General features: G+C 70.9%; 15 protein-coding genes. 4 read left to right on the top strand and 11 right to left on the bottom strand.

Annotation, left to right across the window (positions count from 1 at the left end):
- Window positions 1-373 precede the first annotated feature (373 nt).
- Window positions 374-1,678: a citrate synthase gene (locus tag QFW96_RS23525; protein ID WP_281457892.1), complete on the top strand. Its 1,305-nt coding sequence runs from the start codon at window positions 374-376 to the stop codon at window positions 1,676-1,678.
- A 215-nt stretch (window positions 1,679-1,893) separates the two neighbouring features.
- Here QFW96_RS23525 and QFW96_RS23520 read toward each other — a convergent pair whose 3' ends face one another.
- Complete coding sequence (locus QFW96_RS23520) at window positions 1,894-3,465, bottom strand: glycerol-3-phosphate dehydrogenase/oxidase (RefSeq protein WP_281457891.1); 1,572 nt, start codon at window positions 3,463-3,465, stop codon at window positions 1,894-1,896.
- Window positions 3,462-4,130: a TetR/AcrR family transcriptional regulator gene (locus tag QFW96_RS23515; RefSeq protein WP_281457890.1), complete on the bottom strand. Its 669-nt coding sequence runs from the start codon at window positions 4,128-4,130 to the stop codon at window positions 3,462-3,464. The genes QFW96_RS23520 and QFW96_RS23515 overlap by 4 nt, the downstream gene beginning before the upstream one ends.
- Before the next feature lie 16 nt (window positions 4,131-4,146).
- Here QFW96_RS23515 and QFW96_RS23510 point away from each other — a divergent pair, with 16 nt between their 5' ends.
- Window positions 4,147-5,784, top strand: coding sequence for an FAD-binding oxidoreductase (locus QFW96_RS23510; RefSeq protein WP_281457889.1), 1,638 nt, complete (start codon window positions 4,147-4,149; stop codon window positions 5,782-5,784).
- Between the two features lie 30 nt (window positions 5,785-5,814).
- Here QFW96_RS23510 and QFW96_RS23505 read toward each other — a convergent pair whose 3' ends face one another.
- The 9 genes from QFW96_RS23505 to QFW96_RS23465 all read right to left on the bottom strand — a co-directional run bounded on the left by QFW96_RS23505 (window position 5,815) and on the right by QFW96_RS23465 (window position 13,085).
- The gene (locus QFW96_RS23505; protein ID WP_281457888.1) at window positions 5,815-6,552 is read right to left on the bottom strand and encodes a GNAT family N-acetyltransferase; all 738 of its coding nucleotides are present in this window, start codon (window positions 6,550-6,552) and stop codon (window positions 5,815-5,817) included.
- A 251-nt stretch (window positions 6,553-6,803) separates the two neighbouring features.
- Window positions 6,804-7,175, bottom strand: coding sequence for a hypothetical protein (locus tag QFW96_RS23500; RefSeq protein ID WP_281457887.1), 372 nt, complete (start codon window positions 7,173-7,175; stop codon window positions 6,804-6,806).
- Window positions 7,168-9,999: an FtsK/SpoIIIE domain-containing protein gene (locus QFW96_RS23495; protein WP_281457886.1), complete on the bottom strand. Its 2,832-nt coding sequence runs from the start codon at window positions 9,997-9,999 to the stop codon at window positions 7,168-7,170. The genes QFW96_RS23500 and QFW96_RS23495 overlap by 8 nt, the downstream gene beginning before the upstream one ends.
- A gap of 124 nt (window positions 10,000-10,123) precedes the next feature.
- Window positions 10,124-10,375, bottom strand: a complete 252-nt coding sequence (locus tag QFW96_RS23490; protein WP_281457885.1) for a hypothetical protein — start codon at window positions 10,373-10,375, stop codon at window positions 10,124-10,126.
- Window positions 10,376-10,377: 2 nt separating this feature from the next.
- Window positions 10,378-10,638 (bottom strand): hypothetical protein, encoded by a 261-nt coding sequence (locus QFW96_RS23485; protein ID WP_281457884.1) that lies wholly within the window; start codon window positions 10,636-10,638, stop codon window positions 10,378-10,380.
- A gap of 139 nt (window positions 10,639-10,777) precedes the next feature.
- Complete coding sequence (locus QFW96_RS23480) at window positions 10,778-11,188, bottom strand: hypothetical protein (RefSeq protein ID WP_281457883.1); 411 nt, start codon at window positions 11,186-11,188, stop codon at window positions 10,778-10,780.
- Window positions 11,189-11,237: 49 nt separating this feature from the next.
- The gene (locus QFW96_RS23475; RefSeq protein WP_281457882.1) at window positions 11,238-11,573 is read right to left on the bottom strand and encodes a PRC-barrel domain-containing protein; all 336 of its coding nucleotides are present in this window, start codon (window positions 11,571-11,573) and stop codon (window positions 11,238-11,240) included.
- 112 nt (window positions 11,574-11,685) lie between these two features.
- Window positions 11,686-12,489 carry an alpha/beta hydrolase gene (locus tag QFW96_RS23470; RefSeq protein WP_281457881.1) on the bottom strand — a complete coding sequence of 268 codons (804 nt, stop codon included), beginning with the start codon at window positions 12,487-12,489 and terminating at the stop codon, window positions 11,686-11,688.
- Window positions 12,490-12,557: 68 nt separating this feature from the next.
- Window positions 12,558-13,085, bottom strand: coding sequence for a DUF4232 domain-containing protein (locus QFW96_RS23465; protein WP_281457880.1), 528 nt, complete (start codon window positions 13,083-13,085; stop codon window positions 12,558-12,560).
- A gap of 385 nt (window positions 13,086-13,470) precedes the next feature.
- On the opposite strand from QFW96_RS23465, the gene QFW96_RS23460 reads away from it, so the two are divergent.
- Together QFW96_RS23460 and QFW96_RS23455 are read left to right on the top strand one after the other, a co-directional pair.
- On the top strand, window positions 13,471-14,262 hold the full coding sequence (locus QFW96_RS23460; RefSeq protein ID WP_281457879.1) for a GH25 family lysozyme: 792 nt from the start codon (window positions 13,471-13,473) through the stop codon (window positions 14,260-14,262).
- A gap of 176 nt (window positions 14,263-14,438) precedes the next feature.
- On the top strand, window positions 14,439-15,575 hold the full coding sequence (locus tag QFW96_RS23455) for a hypothetical protein (RefSeq protein ID WP_281457878.1): 1,137 nt from the start codon (window positions 14,439-14,441) through the stop codon (window positions 15,573-15,575).
- Window positions 15,576-15,578 lie beyond the last annotated feature (3 nt).

Genomic DNA, 15,578 nt, shown 5'->3' with positions numbered 1-15,578 from the left:
CCATCCGGGGGGTGGCGAACACGCCCTGTGAGCTCACGCGCCTGACTGCGGAAGGTGGAGTCCGGATTAGACCGATCGGATTTCACGCGTGGTCACGATGGTGGCGTCAAACGGTGGCGGAGCGTCGACAAAGGCGCTCCGGCTACCGGTAAGTGTGATGTGATCGTGGTCCCACCTGCAAAAAAGAGGAAACGCGATTGCTGCGCGGGGACCCTCCGGCGGTCTAGCGTGACTACTGACAGGACCCCAACGGGGTGGTGCTGCGACGGTTCGGACACCCCGACCGGAGCGCGGGCGACACGGAGCCCTGCCGCTTGGCTGGGCAATCGCGGTCGTCACCACGCACCCCTTGACGAGCGCGAGAGGTTCCCGAATGCCCGACGACGTGACCGCCAAACGTACCGTCGCGCTGCGCTATGACGCCGGCGAGCACGAAATGCAGGTGACGCAACCGACCGAGGGTGCGCCTGGCGTCGATCTCGGCAAGTTGCTGTCTCAGACCGGTTTGGTGACGTTGGATCCGGGCTTCGTCAACACGGCAGCCTGCCTTTCCGACATCACCTACATCGACGGCGACGCCGGCATCCTCCGGTACCGCGGCTACCCCATCGAGGAGCTCGCCGCGAAGTCGAACTTCATCGAGGTCAGCTACCTGCTCATCTACGGTGAGCTGCCGACCCAGCAGGAGTACGACGCGTTCTCCGAGCGCATCAAGCGGCACACGCTGCTGCACGAAGACCTCAAGCAGTTCTTCGACGGCTTCCCCCGCGACGCGCACCCGATGCCGGTGCTGTCGTCCGCGGTCTCCGCGCTGTCGACCTTCTACCAGGACGCGCTCGACCCGTTCGACAAGGACCAGGTCGAGCTGTCCACGGTCCGCTTGCTGGCGAAGCTGCCCACGATCGCGGCCTACGCCTACAAGAAGTCGGTCGGCCAGCCGTTCCTGTACCCGGACAACTCGCTGGGCCTGGTGGAGAACTTCCTCCGGATGACCTTCGGCTTCCCCGCCGAGCCCTACGAGGTCGACCCGACCCTGGCCCGCGCGCTGGACCTGCTGTTCATCCTGCACGCCGACCACGAGCAGAACTGCTCGACCTCGACGGTGCGGATGGTCGGCTCGTCCGAGGCCAACATGTTCGCCAGCGTCTCGGCCGGCATCAACGCCCTGTTCGGCCCGCTGCACGGCGGCGCCAACAGCGCGGTGCTGGAGATGCTGGAGGGCATCCAGGCCAACGGCGGCGACGTCGACGCGTTCGTCGAGCGGGTGAAGAACAAGGAGCCCGGCGTCCGCCTGATGGGCTTCGGTCACCGGGTCTACAAGAACTACGACCCGCGCGCCGCGATCATCAAGAAGACCGCCGACGAGGTGCTGTCCAAGCTGGGCGCCAACGACCCGCTGCTGGACATCGCCCTGCGGCTGGAGGAGAAGGCGCTGGCCGACGACTACTTCGTCTCGCGCAAGCTCTACCCGAACGTGGACTTCTACACCGGCCTGATCTACAAGGCGATGGGCTTCCCGACGAAGTACTTCACGGTGCTGTTCGCGCTCGGCCGCCTGCCCGGTTGGATCGCGCACTGGCGCGAGATGATCGAGGACCCGGCCCGCAAGATCAGCCGTCCGCGCCAGGTCTACACCGGCTCCGGCGAGCGCTCGTACAAGCCGATGGACCAGCGCTGATCTGAATCGTTACCTGAATCAAGTCGGGGGCCGCGTTCCTCCGACCACGCATTGGGCCCCGGAGAGCCCGGCCACCAGGCCGGCCCCGGGGCCTTTCTGCGTCCCGCCCCTGGGCACGGCGCGGCCGGGCGACGGATTACGGCCGTGTTCGGCAAACGGATTACGGCCGTGTTCGGGTGCCGGAATACGGCCGCAATCCTGAAAACCTCGTCGGGTCAGGGGTCGATTCCGCCCAGGGCGCGGGTGACGAGGTCGTGGACCCGGGGGAGGGCCGCGGCGCGTTCGGCGGGGTCGAGGCCGATGCGGGAGCGGCGGTCGAGGACGTCGTCGGCGTCGAGGGCGCCTTCGTGGCGCACCGCCCAGAGGACTTCGGCGGCGGTGAGGTGAAGGCCCTCCGCCACCGGTTCGCCGAGGTCGGGGTCGAGTTCGGACAGCGCCGCGACGCGGGCGGCCTCGGTGCCGTACTTGGCGACGAGCGCGGCGGGGGCCTCGACGTCGGTGAGGTGCCGTCGAGGGGCCGCTCCGACCAGCGGGATCTCGGTGGTGCGGGAGGGGCCCGCCGACAGGCCGCGGGTGCTCACGGCGGCGTCGACCGCGTCGGCCGCCATCTTCCGGTAGGTGGTGAGCTTGCCGCCGACGACCGTGATGATCCCTTCCTCCGAGGTGAGCACCGCGTGGTGGCGGGACAGGTCCGCCGAGTCCTTGCCGTCCTGCTGCAGCAGCGGCCGGAGACCGGCGAACGAGCCGAGGACGTGCTCGCGGGTCAGCGGTGCGCCGAGCACGTCGCGGATGCCGGCCAGAAGGAAGTCCACATCGGACTCCGGGACCTCCGGCACGCTCGGGACCGGGCCGGGTGTGGGTTCGTCGGTCAGGCCGAGCAGGGCGCGGCCGTCGGGAAGCGGGATGAGCAGCAGGAACCGTCCCGTCGCGCCCGCCATCGGCGCCACCACGGCGGTTCCCGCCACGCCGGCCGCGTCGGCGTCGACGACCAGGTGCGATCCGCGCGACGGGCTCAGCTTCACCTCCGGCGCCAGGTCTCCGGCCCACACCCCGGCCGCGTTGACCACCGAGCGGGCGCGGATCCGCAGCGATTCCCCGCTGCGCGCGTCCACCACGTCGGCGCCGCCGCCGTCGAGGGACTCCACCGCGCAGCGGGTGAGGATGCGCGCGCCGAAACCGGCCGCGGTGCGCGCCAGCGCGACCACCAGCCGCGCGTCGTCCACCAGCTGGCCGTCGAAGCTCAGCAAGCCGCCGCGCAGCCCGGCCCGGCGCAGGCCCGGGACCAGCGCGAGCGCTTCGGCCGAGGGGATCCGCTTGGGCGGCGGCAGCACGTCCGAGGGCGTTCGCGCCACGCGCCGCAGCGCGTCGCCGGCGCGCAGCCCGGCGTGGAGGAAGGCCTCCTTTCGCCGCGGGACGCCCTCGTGCAGCGGGATGATCTGGGGCAGCGCGCGCACCAGGTGCGGGGCCGTGCGGGTCATCAGCACGTTGCGCTCCACCGCGCTCTCCCGGGCCAGGGCGACGTCGCCGTGCGCGAGGTAGCGCAGGCCGCCGTGCACGAGCTTGCTGGAGAAGCGAGAAGTTCCCCACGCGAGGTCCTCGGCCTCGACGAGCGCGACGGACAGTCCCCTCGCGGCCGCGTCGAGGGCGACCCCGGTGCCGGTGACGCCTCCGCCGACGACGAGAAGGTCGACTTCCTGCTCCGCGGCCGCGTGCAGGTCGTCCTTCAGCCGGGCGGAGTTCAGCGAGGTGGCGCGCAGCGATCCGGCGGGAAGCGGTGTGGTGGTCATGCGGGGCTCCTTGGCTGGAGGGCGCCTTCGGGTCGAAGCGCGCCGTCGAGGAGGAGGGCGAGTTCGTCGGTGAGTGCGTCGAGGTCGAGGTCCTGGCTCGCCGGCCCGGCCGAGATGACGAACGACTGGGTCAGCAGCAGCAGCGAACGGGCCTGCACCGCGACGTCGCCGGGCCGGATCGACCCGTCGGCGTGCCCGGCTTTCAGGAACTCGCGGAGGAACCCGTCGGCGGCGATCTGCGTGCTGCCCAGCCGTTCCACCAGGTAGGGCAGCAGGAGTTCGGCGTCGGTGTCGAGGACCCGTTGCAGCAGCGGGGCTTCGTGCAGCAGCCTGATGCCGCGCACCATGCCGTTGACCAGCCGAGTCCGCGCGTCACCGGTTCCCGCGGCCCGGTGGGCCTGCTCCAGGACTTCGCCGAACTCGACCGTGACGAGGGTGGTCACCATGCTGCCGACGTCGGGGAAGCGCCGGTAGAGCGTCATCCGGCTGACCCCGGCGGTGCGGGCGACCTCGGTGAGCGTGGTGCGCCGGACGCCGTTGGTGAGCACGCACTCGCGGGCCGCGCGGAGCAGGTCGGCGTCGTCGACGCGGTTGGCCGCCTGGCGCCTCCCGGTGCCGGTGGAGCGCACTTCGACCCGATCGATGCTGTGACAATCCGACTCCATGTGTCACACTCTAGCCGTGAACGGCCAGATCGAACACACCCTCCGCGGCAGCTGGACCTCATCGGGGGCAGCCGCCGCGCACCTGTCCCCGGCCGCGATGCGCTGGCTGCGCCACCGCATCGGGCTCGCCGAGACGACCACCCCGGCGGTGCCGTCGTCCCTGCTCGACGTACCCGCGAGCGCCCTCGACGACACCCCGCGCGCCGAGCTGGAGGCGCTGCTGGGCGAGCGGCACGTGCTCACCGACGCCGCCGCGCGCCTGGGCCGGGCCGGCGGGATGTCCTACAGCGACCTGATGCGCCGCCGCGACGGCGCGGAGCTCGCCGTGCCCGACGCGGTGCTGCTGCCCGCCGAACCGGAGCTGGTGCAGGGCGTGCTGGAGGTCTGCGCCCGCCACGACATCGCGGTCGTGCCCTTCGGCGGCGGGACGTCCGTGGTGGGCGGCGTCGACGCGCTGCGCGGCGGCAAGCGCGCCGTCGTCGCCCTCGACCTCGTGCGGCTGGACCGGCTGGTCTCCCTCGACCCCGACTCGCGGATCGCCGTGCTGCAGGCCGGGATGCGCGCCACAGAGGCCGAATCGCTGCTGGCCGCGCACGGTTTCACGCTCGGGCACTTCCCGCAGTCCTTCGAGCGCGCCACCATCGGCGGGTTCGCCGCGACCCGCTCGGCCGGTCAGGCGTCCTCGGGTTACGGGCGGTTCGAGGACATGGTCGAGGGCGTGCGCCTGGCGACCCCGGCCGGTGAGTGGAAGCTCGGCGTCGCACCGGCCTCGGCGGCGGGACCCGATCTGCGGCAGCTGGCCATCGGCAGCGAGGGGGCCCTCGGTGTCATCACCGAGGTCGCCGTGCGCGTGCGGCCGGCACCCCGCCGGACCCGCTACGAAGCGCTCGTCGTCGACGGCTGGCAGGCCGGTAGCGACGCGGTGCGCGCGCTCGCGCAGGACCGGGTGGCGGCCGACGTGACCAGGCTGTCGGACCCGGACGAGACCGAGGTGCAGCTCGCGCTGTCGGGTCAGCTCAAGGCACGTGCGCTCGGGAACTTCTTGCGCGCCAAGGGCGTTCGCAACCCCTGCCTGCTGGTGCTGGGCTGGGACGCCGGTTCCCGCACCGAGCTCAAGCAGCGCCGGGCGGCCGCGCGCCGCGCCCTGCGGGACGTGCGGACGGTGCGGCTGGGCCGCGCGGTCGGCGAGTCCTGGCGGTCGCACCGGTTCGCCGGGCCCCGGCAGCGCGACGCCCTGCTCGACCGGGGTGTGTGCGTGGAGACGCTGGAGACCGCCACCACCTGGAGCGGGCTCAGCGAGCTGCGCTCGGCCGTGCGCACGGCGCTGCTGCGCAACCTCAACTCCGGCAGCAGGCCGCCGATCGTGATGTGCCACGTCTCGCACGCCTACGAGACCGGTGCCTCGCTGTACTTCACGGTGCTCGCGCCGCGCGACTCCGAGCACGCGCTCGGCCAGTGGCAGCGCGCGAAGGAAGCCGCCTGCGACGCCATCGCCGGGCGCGGCACCATCAGCCACCACCACGCCGTCGGCGTCGACCACCGGCCGTGGCTGAGCGCGGAGATCGGCGACCTCGGTGTGTCGGTGCTGGCGGCGGCCAAGCGGGCGGTCGACCCGACCGGCATCCTCAACCCGGGCAAGCTGATCCGCGACTGAGGGCTGTCGATCGCGGATCAGCCGGGCGTCTCAGCGGCGACCAGCCGAGATCGCCGCGTACCGGTAGCCGAGACCCCGGTAGAGCCGCAGGGCCGGTTCGTTGTCCGGGTCGACCATGAGCACGACGTCGCCGAGCCGGGCGAGTTCGCGGGTGATGAAGGTGCACACGCGGGTCGAGAGCCCCTCGCCGCGGTGGTCGGGACGAGTGGCGACCCCGGACACGTAGCGCAGGCCGGGCGCGGGCCAGGAGTCGCCGGCGACCGAGATCGGCGCGCCGTCGGCGCCGCGGATCCCCGCCCACCGCACCGCACCCGGGTCGTCGGGGAACAGGTACGAGCCGGGGTTGGCCTCGCGCAGCAGCGCGTCGATCGCGGGAACGTCGGCGTCGGTCAACCACTCGACACCCGGGACGGGCCGCTGCGGCGGAGGGGCGTCGAGGTGCATCCAGCCGAAGGTCGCCAGCACCTCGGTCCCGAGCCGTTCGGCGACCTGCGCGGCCAGCGGGGCTCCCGCCAGCAACCGGACCTTCTCACCGGACACCGTCGGCAGGACCTCGCGCAGCAGCGCGACCACGTCGTCGACCTCACCGGCGTGCACGAGCCGATCGGACCGGTTCAACCGGGGCGCGAACACCGCCACCGCGCTCCCGCGCCGCCAGGCCCTCCCGCGCTCGTGCGGATACCCGGGCTCCAGCGCTTGAGCGGCCCACCGCAGCATCAGATCCGGCGACACCGCGGCCACCTCCGCCGCGCTCCCCAACACCTCCACGACGGCGAGCGTAGTGCCGCCGGGTGCGACGGCTCCGCGGCGGCGGTGGTCACCAGGTGACAGTTTTAGTGAGAACTGTCCCGACATTTCGGACATTGATCATGGGTGATTCGAGGAAGAACTGTCCCCTGGTGACGAGAGCACCCGACGGAACGCCGTCGTCCCGTCGGAACGCCGCAGCCCGTCGGAATGCGGTCATCGCGAGGGGAGGGCGGTTCGCGCCGGGTGGGGTCACCTGCCGTGGGGTCGGGTCACTTGCGGCGGCGGGGGAGGGGGAGGCGTGGTTTGGCGATGGCGGAGCGGAGGGCGTCGTAGGCCTCGTGGGCCGCGATGCGGGACTCCATCGGCGTGGCGTCCGGCGCGCTGCGGTCCGGGGCCGGAACACCGTCGGAGCGCAGCCAGCGCTCGTCCCAGACGACCTGCATCGCGGACTTCCAGATCCCCTTGAGCTCGGCGACCAGCTCGTCGCGGGTCTGCTCGGACTCCTCCTTGCGCTGGTTGCCCGCCGCGACCTGCTCACCGAGGTCCTTGGCGGTCTCCCGCTCGTGCTTGCGCATCTGCTTGCCCGCGGCCGTGGCCAGCTCCGCCAGCTCGCGGTAGCGCTCCGCCGCCGTCTCAGTCACCGGCTTCCTCCCGCACTCCCGCTTCCGGTTCCGCCGAGCGCTGCTCGGGTTCGGTCGACCGCTGGGCCGGGACCTCCGGCGCCCCGCCCAGGTCGAAGGGCAGCACCACCTCGGGCCGCGAGTGCACCGAGCGGTCGAAGAACAGGCCGCGGCGCGACCGCGGCGACCAGTTCACCGGCTGCCCCGCGGCGAAGGCGCTGAGCTCCTGGCCGTGCACGTCGAAGGCCACCCACGCGCCGATGTCGTCCACCGGACCCATGCCGAGGGTGTTCTTCACCCGCTGCACGCTGCGCCACCAGCCGAGCACGTGCACACGGGACTCGGGGCCCTGCTTGAGGATCGTGCGCAGCGAGTCCAGCGCGGAGGCCCGCGTGACGGGGTCCTTGCGCTCCAGCGTCGTCTGCGCCGCGTCGACCGCGTAGAGCACCACGCAGTGCCGGACCGGGGACGCGCCCGCGCCGATCTCGGCGGCGATGCCGTCGAGCGTCTCGGAGATCCCGTCCAGCCCGACCAGGTCGACCTGGTGGCCGCGTCCCTCCAGCTCGGTGGCGACGGCGCGCGCGTCGTCGTCCACGTCGTCGAGCAGCGAGCCGATGGTGAACCGGATCGTCCCCGGCTCGTGCTGGCGCGACAGCGACAGCGCCGCCGCACCCAGCGCGCTGGTCGTGTCCTCGGGCACCGAACCGATCACCGCGACGTTGCGGCCCGGCGAACGCGACATCCGTACCGCGGCGGCGGTGCCCTCGACGTCGATGATCTGCCCGAGCAGCGCGCGCGGCGTGCTCACCGACGTCGTCAGCTTCCGGTAGTCCTCCAGCGCGGAGAGCTTCGGCAGGTTGGAGCCGTCGAACAACCGGGGCGCCAGGGCACCGGCCGAACGCCGTTTCCACAGCTTCTGCTGCAGCTCGTGGAAGGTGTCGCGGGCGGTGGCGTCCGGGACGCGCGCGATCTCGTTGCCGTGCTTGACACCCGACTCGTGGTTGACCACGGCGTGCCAGCGCGGCAGCTCCATCGCCGCCTGGTTGTGCTCGGTGAGCACCCGCCGCGCCTTGGGCAGCGCGATGCGCAGGATGAACTGCTCGAAGATCGCCGGCTTGCCCCAGAACGCCTCGATGCCGGAGACGTCCTGGCTGGCCAGCACCAGGTGGATGCCCTGCGAACGCCCGCGCCGCGCAACGTCTTCCAGCAGCTTGGTGGCCTGCGCGGTCACCGGGTCGCGGTCGGCGAACAGGTACTGGAACTCGTCGATCACCGCGACGATCCGCGGCCAGCGGCCCTCGGGGTCCTCGGCGCGCAGCTCTTCGAGCTTGGTGACCTCGTGCTGCTTGGCGACGTCGGCACGTCTTCGCATCTCGTCGGCCAGGAACCGCAGCAGCGCCAGGCCGAACTCGCGGTCGGTGTTGACGTTGACGCCCACCAGCTTGGCGTGCGGCAACCAGCTGGGGTCGCGCTTGCCCGGTGTGAACTGGGCGAACGACACGCCTTCCTTGAAGTCCAGCAGGTACAGCTCCAGCTCGTCCGGCGAGTAGCGGGCGGCCATCGCGCCGAGCATGCCGTAGAGGAAGTTGGTCTTGCCCGAGCCGCTGGGACCGCCGATGAGGGTGTGCGGGCTGGCGTCGCCGAGCCGCACCCACACCTCCTCGCCCTCGTCGAACCCGACGGGGGCCTGCAGCTCCGAACGCGAGTGGCACTGCCACAGCTCGTCCGGCATCAGGTCGTCGAAGGTGCGCACCCGGGCCCGTCGCGACTCGAAGTCGGTCGCGATCGTCCCGCACGCCTTGGCGGCCTGGCCGCGGGTCGGCGGATCGTCCAGCGCCACAACGGCTTCCGGTCCGGTCATGCTGGTGCGCGCGCGGTTCTCGCCGATCAGCGTGATGGACTCGATGGAGCTGTTGACGGTCAGCGGCAGGTCGACGGTGATCAGCTGGATGCCGCAGGCCAGGCCGTTGCGGGCGATCCGCTGGAGCTGTTGCTGCTGCTCGTCGCGCAGCGGGTTGCCGTTGCCGAACAGCACCGCGATCCGCCACGGCTCGCTGCGCCTGCCGTGCGCGGAGGCCAGCGCGCGCAGCGTGGTGTGCTCGCCGAGCAGGGCGTGGGAGTGGATGCGCTTGATGTGGTCGGAGAGCGCGTCGAGCATGTCGCCGAGCCGCGTCGGGTCGTGGGCGGTGAGCAGTCCGGCGCTGCTGAGCGGGTGCAGGTCGGGCAGCGTGCCGGTCAGCCGGGCGACGTCCCAGCTGTGGATCCGCACCTGGCCTGGCTGGAAGTGGCTGATGATGCGCAGCAGCAGGTTCTGCACCAGCGTCTCGGCGGTCTCCGGCACCTCGTCGGTGGTGATGCGCAGGTGCGCGAAGTCCAGTGCCGGGACGACGGCGGGGAAGGACGGCGACAGCGGGGAGTCCGGCACGCTCGCGGTGCCGATGCGCCACAGCTCGGGCGGGTTGGCGGGGTCGCCGTCGCCGGAGCTCCCGAGCCAGGTGTCGAAGGGTTCCGAGGCGCTGCCGGGGGAGTTGGACTCGACCAGCTTCTCCAGCGACGGCGGGCCCTGCTCGGTCCAGTCCCGGTAGATCTCGTCGCGGTCGGCGAGCGCGCGGGTCAGCGCGGCCTGGAACCGCGGGTCGGCCGGATCGTCGGTGATCTGCTCCGGTTCGCGCTCGGCCTCGGCCGTGCCGAGCTGCGCGATGCGCAGCGCGTGCTCCTGCTCGGCGCAGGTGTCGATCACCTGCTGGTGGGCGTTCTCGGCGGCCCCGAGCGCGTCGGAGATGCTGCGGCGGAGGTGCTCGAAGGCCGATTCGATGCGACTTCGCCGGTCACTGCGTTTCACCACACGCCACCCTCGGACACCGGGTTACGGAACGTGATCAAGGTACCACCTAGGAGTAAGCCCCGCCTAACCCATGCGTGAGCGCGAATCTCGCGCAGTGGGACGGAATTCCTCCGGTTCGAGCGCCCTAGAGGCGGGTCGAGAAGTCGCGGATCGTGCTCAGCACCAGGTCGATCATGCGCTGCGCCCGTTCGACCTGGTCGTGGGTGCGGGGGAGTCCCGGCGGCAGGACGGTTTCCGGGTGCTCGGGGTCGAGCTGGACGAGCGCCCGCCGGGCCTCGTCGAGCTTGCCCTGGCAGGTGCCCAGGTGGGCACCCGCCTCTTCGAGCCTGCGCTCGATCTCCTGCAGCGCCTGGAGGAGTTCGTCGAGGGAGGACACGGTTACAGCCGTCCGGCGTAGCTCTCGGTGGAGGTGATCGTCGCCTGCAGCGTGCCCTGCGCTCCGCTGAGGGTCTGCAGGACCTCGGCGAGCATGCCGTAGGCGTGCTGCATCTCGTCCTGAGCGGTCCCCTGGATGGCGCCGGAGAGCGCGGCCTGGGCCTCTTCGAGGACGAGCGCGGTCTGCTGGATGGCCGCGACGCCTTCCTGCATCTTCTGGTTGGCCAGCGAGATGCCCGCGCGAACTTCTTCCACGCCTGCCATGGATGTGGTCCTCTCCCAGGGCGGTACGACTCTGTAACGATGCACAACGTAGTGCCCGAGCAAGATCACCGCGCGGCCGGGGGCCGCCCTTGTTGATCATTGTTCGGTCTTGGCAGGCGGGCATGTTTGAGTCGGTTGTCTACTGTGGATTGTTGGGCAGCGGGGCGCGCTCGGCCTCTTCCGACCACGTCTCGATGAGCAGCCGCTCGCCCGCCGGGACGAGCTCGCCGACCAGCTCCGGGTCGTCGACCACCGACCACGCCGTCGGCGGTGCGCAGGCGACGCGGTGGCGGGCGTAGTCCGGCCCGAGCTCGCGCAGGAAGTTGCGCACGACGCGGGACAGCGCGGCCACGTGCCAGCCGGTCTCGCCGGTGCCGCGGCTCATGGTCAGCGCCCAGCAGCCGGGTTCCTCGTCGGAGCAGTCGGCGGCGGTGATCACCCGGCCGTCGATCCGTCTGACCAGGCCCTCGCAGGCCTCCCGCGCCGAGGCCTCGTCCTGGGCTCCGACGACGACCGTGATGTGCAGTTCGAGCTCGCTGTGCGCTTCCATCGCGGAGGATTCTTCCGCATGAGCCCGCGAGTTCGAACCGCCGAGGCGGTCAGGAGTTGATCTCGCTCCCGTCGTCGGCGAGGCCGTAGTAGGCGTAGAGGTCGCGGCCCTCGGTGTCGGTGAGCCGACCGCCGATCGCCTCGACTGTGGGTGCGTTGCGGATCGTCGCGCGGGTCACCGGGATCTCCAGCCGGTTCTCCGCCTTGGTGGCGCCGTCGAGCGGCACGAAGGTCTCCTTGATGCCCAGCAGGCCCAGCCGCACCGTGACCCATTCGGGTTGGTTGGTGTGGTCGTCGACGTAGACGTTGCCGACCCGGCCGACCCGGTTGCCATCCTGATCGAAAACCGGTGTCCCGATCAGATCTTGCGCGCGCTCGACGTTCATGACAGCCCCCCGCTCTCCGGTCTTCAAGCTGCCCGGGAGAGCAGGGGGCTGCAACCGCGCAAGCGACACGCCTCACCCGATCGAGTAATGATCGTCAGTATTAGTAACGGCTCTAAGAATTCAGCGCTCGTCCGATGAAGTTGTGCACATCGGCCATGACCTCGGCCTTGTTCGTCTCGTTGAACAGCTCGTGGCGGGCGCCCGGGTAGATGTGCTCGTGGAACTCGTGGCCGCGGATCCGGTCGATGCCGGTGCGCGTGTCCGCCTCCGGCACCAGCTCGTCGTCCTCGCCGTGGATCCACAGCGTCGGGATCTCCAGCGTCGGGCCCTCGTTGATAGCCAGCAGGCAGTCGTCGATGGCCCGCAGCGTCGCGCGCTTGAACGGCCCGTGCCACACCAGCTCGTCGGCCAGGTAGGCCGCGCCGACCTCCGGGTCCCGCGACAGCGTCGCCGGGTCGATGGGGGTGTCCGGGATCTCGTCGTGCTCCAGCAGGTCCAGCACGTGCCAGGTGCCCAGCACCGGCCCCGACAGCACCACCGCGGCCAGCTGCCGCTGGTGCTCCTGGGCGAAGCGCGCCGCGAGCATGCCGCCCATCGAGTGCCCGATCAGCACCACCGGAAGGTCCGGGTGCTGCGCGGTGACCTCGCGCCGCAGCGCCTCCAGGTCACCGACCAGCACCTCGGCGTCCTCGTAGTGGACCCGGTCGCCCGGGGAACGGCCGTGGCCGATGTGGTCCGGCGCCCAGACCAGCGCCCGCGCGTGCACCAGCTGCTCCGCGACCCACTGGTAGCGCCCGGAGTGCTCGCCGTAGCCGTGCGCGATCAGCGCGATCCACCCCGGGTTCTCCGCCGACCACTCCCGCACGGCCAGCGGCCCCAGGCTCCCGGCCACCTCGCGATCAGTTGACTCGATCATGTGGCCACCACAGCACAAACCCACTGCCGCGGCCACCACCTCCCGACGGAGTTTCCGCGGTCGCGGGCTCAGCCCTGGTGGTAGGCGGTCTCGTCGAGAGCTCCGCCGCCGCACACGGCGTCGCCGGTCCAGGGGACCGGGAGCCAATCGGTCTCGTCGGGCGGGATGACCTCCAGGCCGGTGGCCGTCGGCTGGCACGGGTAGCCCTCGTCGCCGTGCGGGACGGCGCTCCAGTGCAGCGTCGCCGACGCCGACTCGCCCGGATCCAGGCCGATGAGCGTCGGGCCCGGGTTGGCGGTGCGGGTGACCTCGGTCGGCAGCGGGTTGCCCGCGTCGTCGACCAGCTGCATCCCGCCGTAGCCGTAGAGCGTGCAGTAGGAGCCGCTGGAGTTGGTCAGCGTCAGGTCCGCGTAGCGCTGGCCCGCTCCCGCCTCGACCCGCGACATGCTGCCGCTGAGCTGCGAGGTGTGGCAGCGCGGATCGCGCGGTTGCGGCGCGTCCTGCGCGTTGGCCGGCAGCGCCGAGCCCGCCAGGGCTCCGGCGGCCAGCAGGCCTGCGGACGTCTGCAGAATGCGTGCTCCGATGTGCCGGTTCACGGCCATCACCCCCGTTCCCGCCGCCCCAGCGGGTTCGTGTGCGGGCTGTTGTGTGCGGGCCCTCTCGCGGGCCCTCTGCGTTCGGGACTCTGCTGTTGAGTAGACGTCCGCCGGCGGAAATGGTTGCCCGCGCCGGGAAATCGGCGGTGCTTTCGCGGGTCCGCCCTCACTGTGCATCGCGTGAAGGAAACTCGCGACTAGGATCAGTGGATAGCGCGACCGGGTGAGTAGGAATACGCACTGATTGCATTGCGTGGGACTTTCCTCGGGCTTTCGGCCCTTGATCTTAACCCGAATGGCGGAACTTCCTGTTTCTCCGGCTTCGATAGTTTGAGCAGTGCCAGATGTCAGAAGTCAGTGCGGCCAGAAGTGCAGGGGGTAAATCATGGCCGAACGCATTCCCGGTATCGACGTCGCGAGATACCAGGGGGAACCGGACTGGGGAGCCGTGCGCGGCGCCGGTTACGTCTTCACCTACATCAAGGCGACCGAGGGCATCGGTTACGTCAGTCCCACGCTCGACTCCCAGCTCAACGGAGCGCGCGGGGCCGGCATGGTCACCGGGCTCTACCACTTCGCCAGGCCCGACACCAACGCCCCGCAGCAGGAGGCCGCCGACTTCGCCGCGCAGCTGGCGCGGACGAACTCCGCCGGGCCCGGCAACCTCCCGCCGTGCCTGGACATGGAGACCGACGCGCCCAACCTGGGCGGGTGGATCAAGGGGTTCATCGACGCGCTGCGCGGCCACACCGGCCGCAACGAGATCGTCGTCTACGCGTCCAGCTCGTGGTTCCAGGACAAGCTCGCCACCGACACCTGGATCGACCCGGGCGTCTTCCTGTGGGTCGCGCACTACGGGCGCAACCCCGGTGAACCCGGGTACATGACCGACCGCGTCGTGATCCACCAGCACGCCTCCGACGGGCAGGTCCCCGGCATCGGCGGCGACACCGACCTCAACGTCTCGCTGGTTCCGCTGGAGGTGCTCACCGGGGCGGGCGCCCCGCCGCCTCCGCCGCCGGCGCCGCCGCAGGAGACCTACGTGGTGCAGCCCGGTGACACGCTGTCGGACATCGGCGCCAAGCTCGGCGTCGACTGGCGGGAGATCGCGCGGGTGAACGGAATCGCCGACCCGGATCTGATCTACGTGGGGCAGGTCCTCAAGATTCCACGCTGAGATTCCTCTCAGTTCGAGCCCGGCATCGAGTGGTGAAAACCGGTGCCGGGCTTCGCATTTCCGCGATCTCATTTCCTTTCGGAAAAGGTTGGTCACGGATCACCGGTTACCGGTTCCGCCGCGATCAACTCGGGTTACCGTTTTCGTGAACATCACCCGAGTTGGAGGTGAACGCGATGGCGGACGTCGCTGTGCTGGTCCGGGCCCACTGGACTCGCGGTGAGCCCGGGAGGGAAGCGCCGGCCGAACTGGTCACGGCGCTGTATCGCTGGTGGGTCGTCGCGATGGTGCTCAAGATCCTCGGCGCCACCTGGGACATCTGCTGGCACTTCCGCTGGTTGCGGGACGACCTGGCGCCGCCGCACCTGCTCAACTCGGTCGGCACCGTGATGGTGATCGGGCTGGTGGTCTTCCACAGCTACACCGGCATCGGCGTCGACAAGGTCACGCTGCGCTGGATGCAGTGGGGGCTGGGGATCTTCCTAGTCGCCGCGCCGCTGGACGTGATCAACCACCGGGTCAACGGCCTGGACATCACCGCCTGGAGCCCGTCGCACGCGCTGCTGTACCTGGGCACCGGGATGATGAGCATCGGACTGCTGCTCGGCTGGTACCGGCAGGGCCGCTCCGACCGGTACTACTACCCGATCACGTACTTCCTGTGGTTCACCGTGCTGGACAACTTCATGTTCCTCAACCAGCACCAGGAGTACGGCGTGCTCGGGCTGGCGGCCTGGGAACGCGGCACGCCCTACGCCGAGGACAGCCTGCTGCAGTTCGCCGCCGACCAGCTGCACCGGCCGCTGGACTACATCGCGGTGGAGAACTTCACGCTGCCCACGCCCGACTGGCTCTACCCGGTCTGGGCGGTGCTGACCGGGCTCGGGACGCTGCTGCTCGCGCGGACCCTCGTCGGCCGCCGCTGGACGGCCACCACGATCGCCGCCGGGTACCTGGTGTTCCGCTGCGTGGCGTGGGCGCTGCTGGCCGCCGCCGACTTCCCGATCTCCACGGTCCCGTTCTTCCTGCTCATCGGTGCTCTGGCCATCGACATGTCCGCCCAGCTGATCACCCGGCTGCGGCCGCTGATCGGTGCTGCTGCGGTGACGGCCGCGGCCTACGCGGCGCTGTGGCTGCAGGACGCCTACATCGCCGCGCCGCCGTCGGACTACGCGTCCGCGCTGTACGTGGTGGCGCTGCTGGCCGCGATGTGGTGGCTGTTCGAGCACCTCGGCTCGGGCGGCGTGCGCCGCATCGAGCAGCACCTGGCGGCGATCCGCGACCGGCGGGGCCGCGGTCTCAGCCCTCGCTGAGGC

Source organism: Saccharopolyspora ipomoeae, assembly GCF_029952525.1.
GTDB classification, from domain to species: Bacteria; Actinomycetota; Actinomycetes; order Mycobacteriales; family Pseudonocardiaceae; genus Saccharopolyspora; species Saccharopolyspora ipomoeae.
The sequence above is the reverse complement of the archived record's forward strand: the minus strand, read 5'-3'. Positions and strand labels throughout refer to the sequence as shown.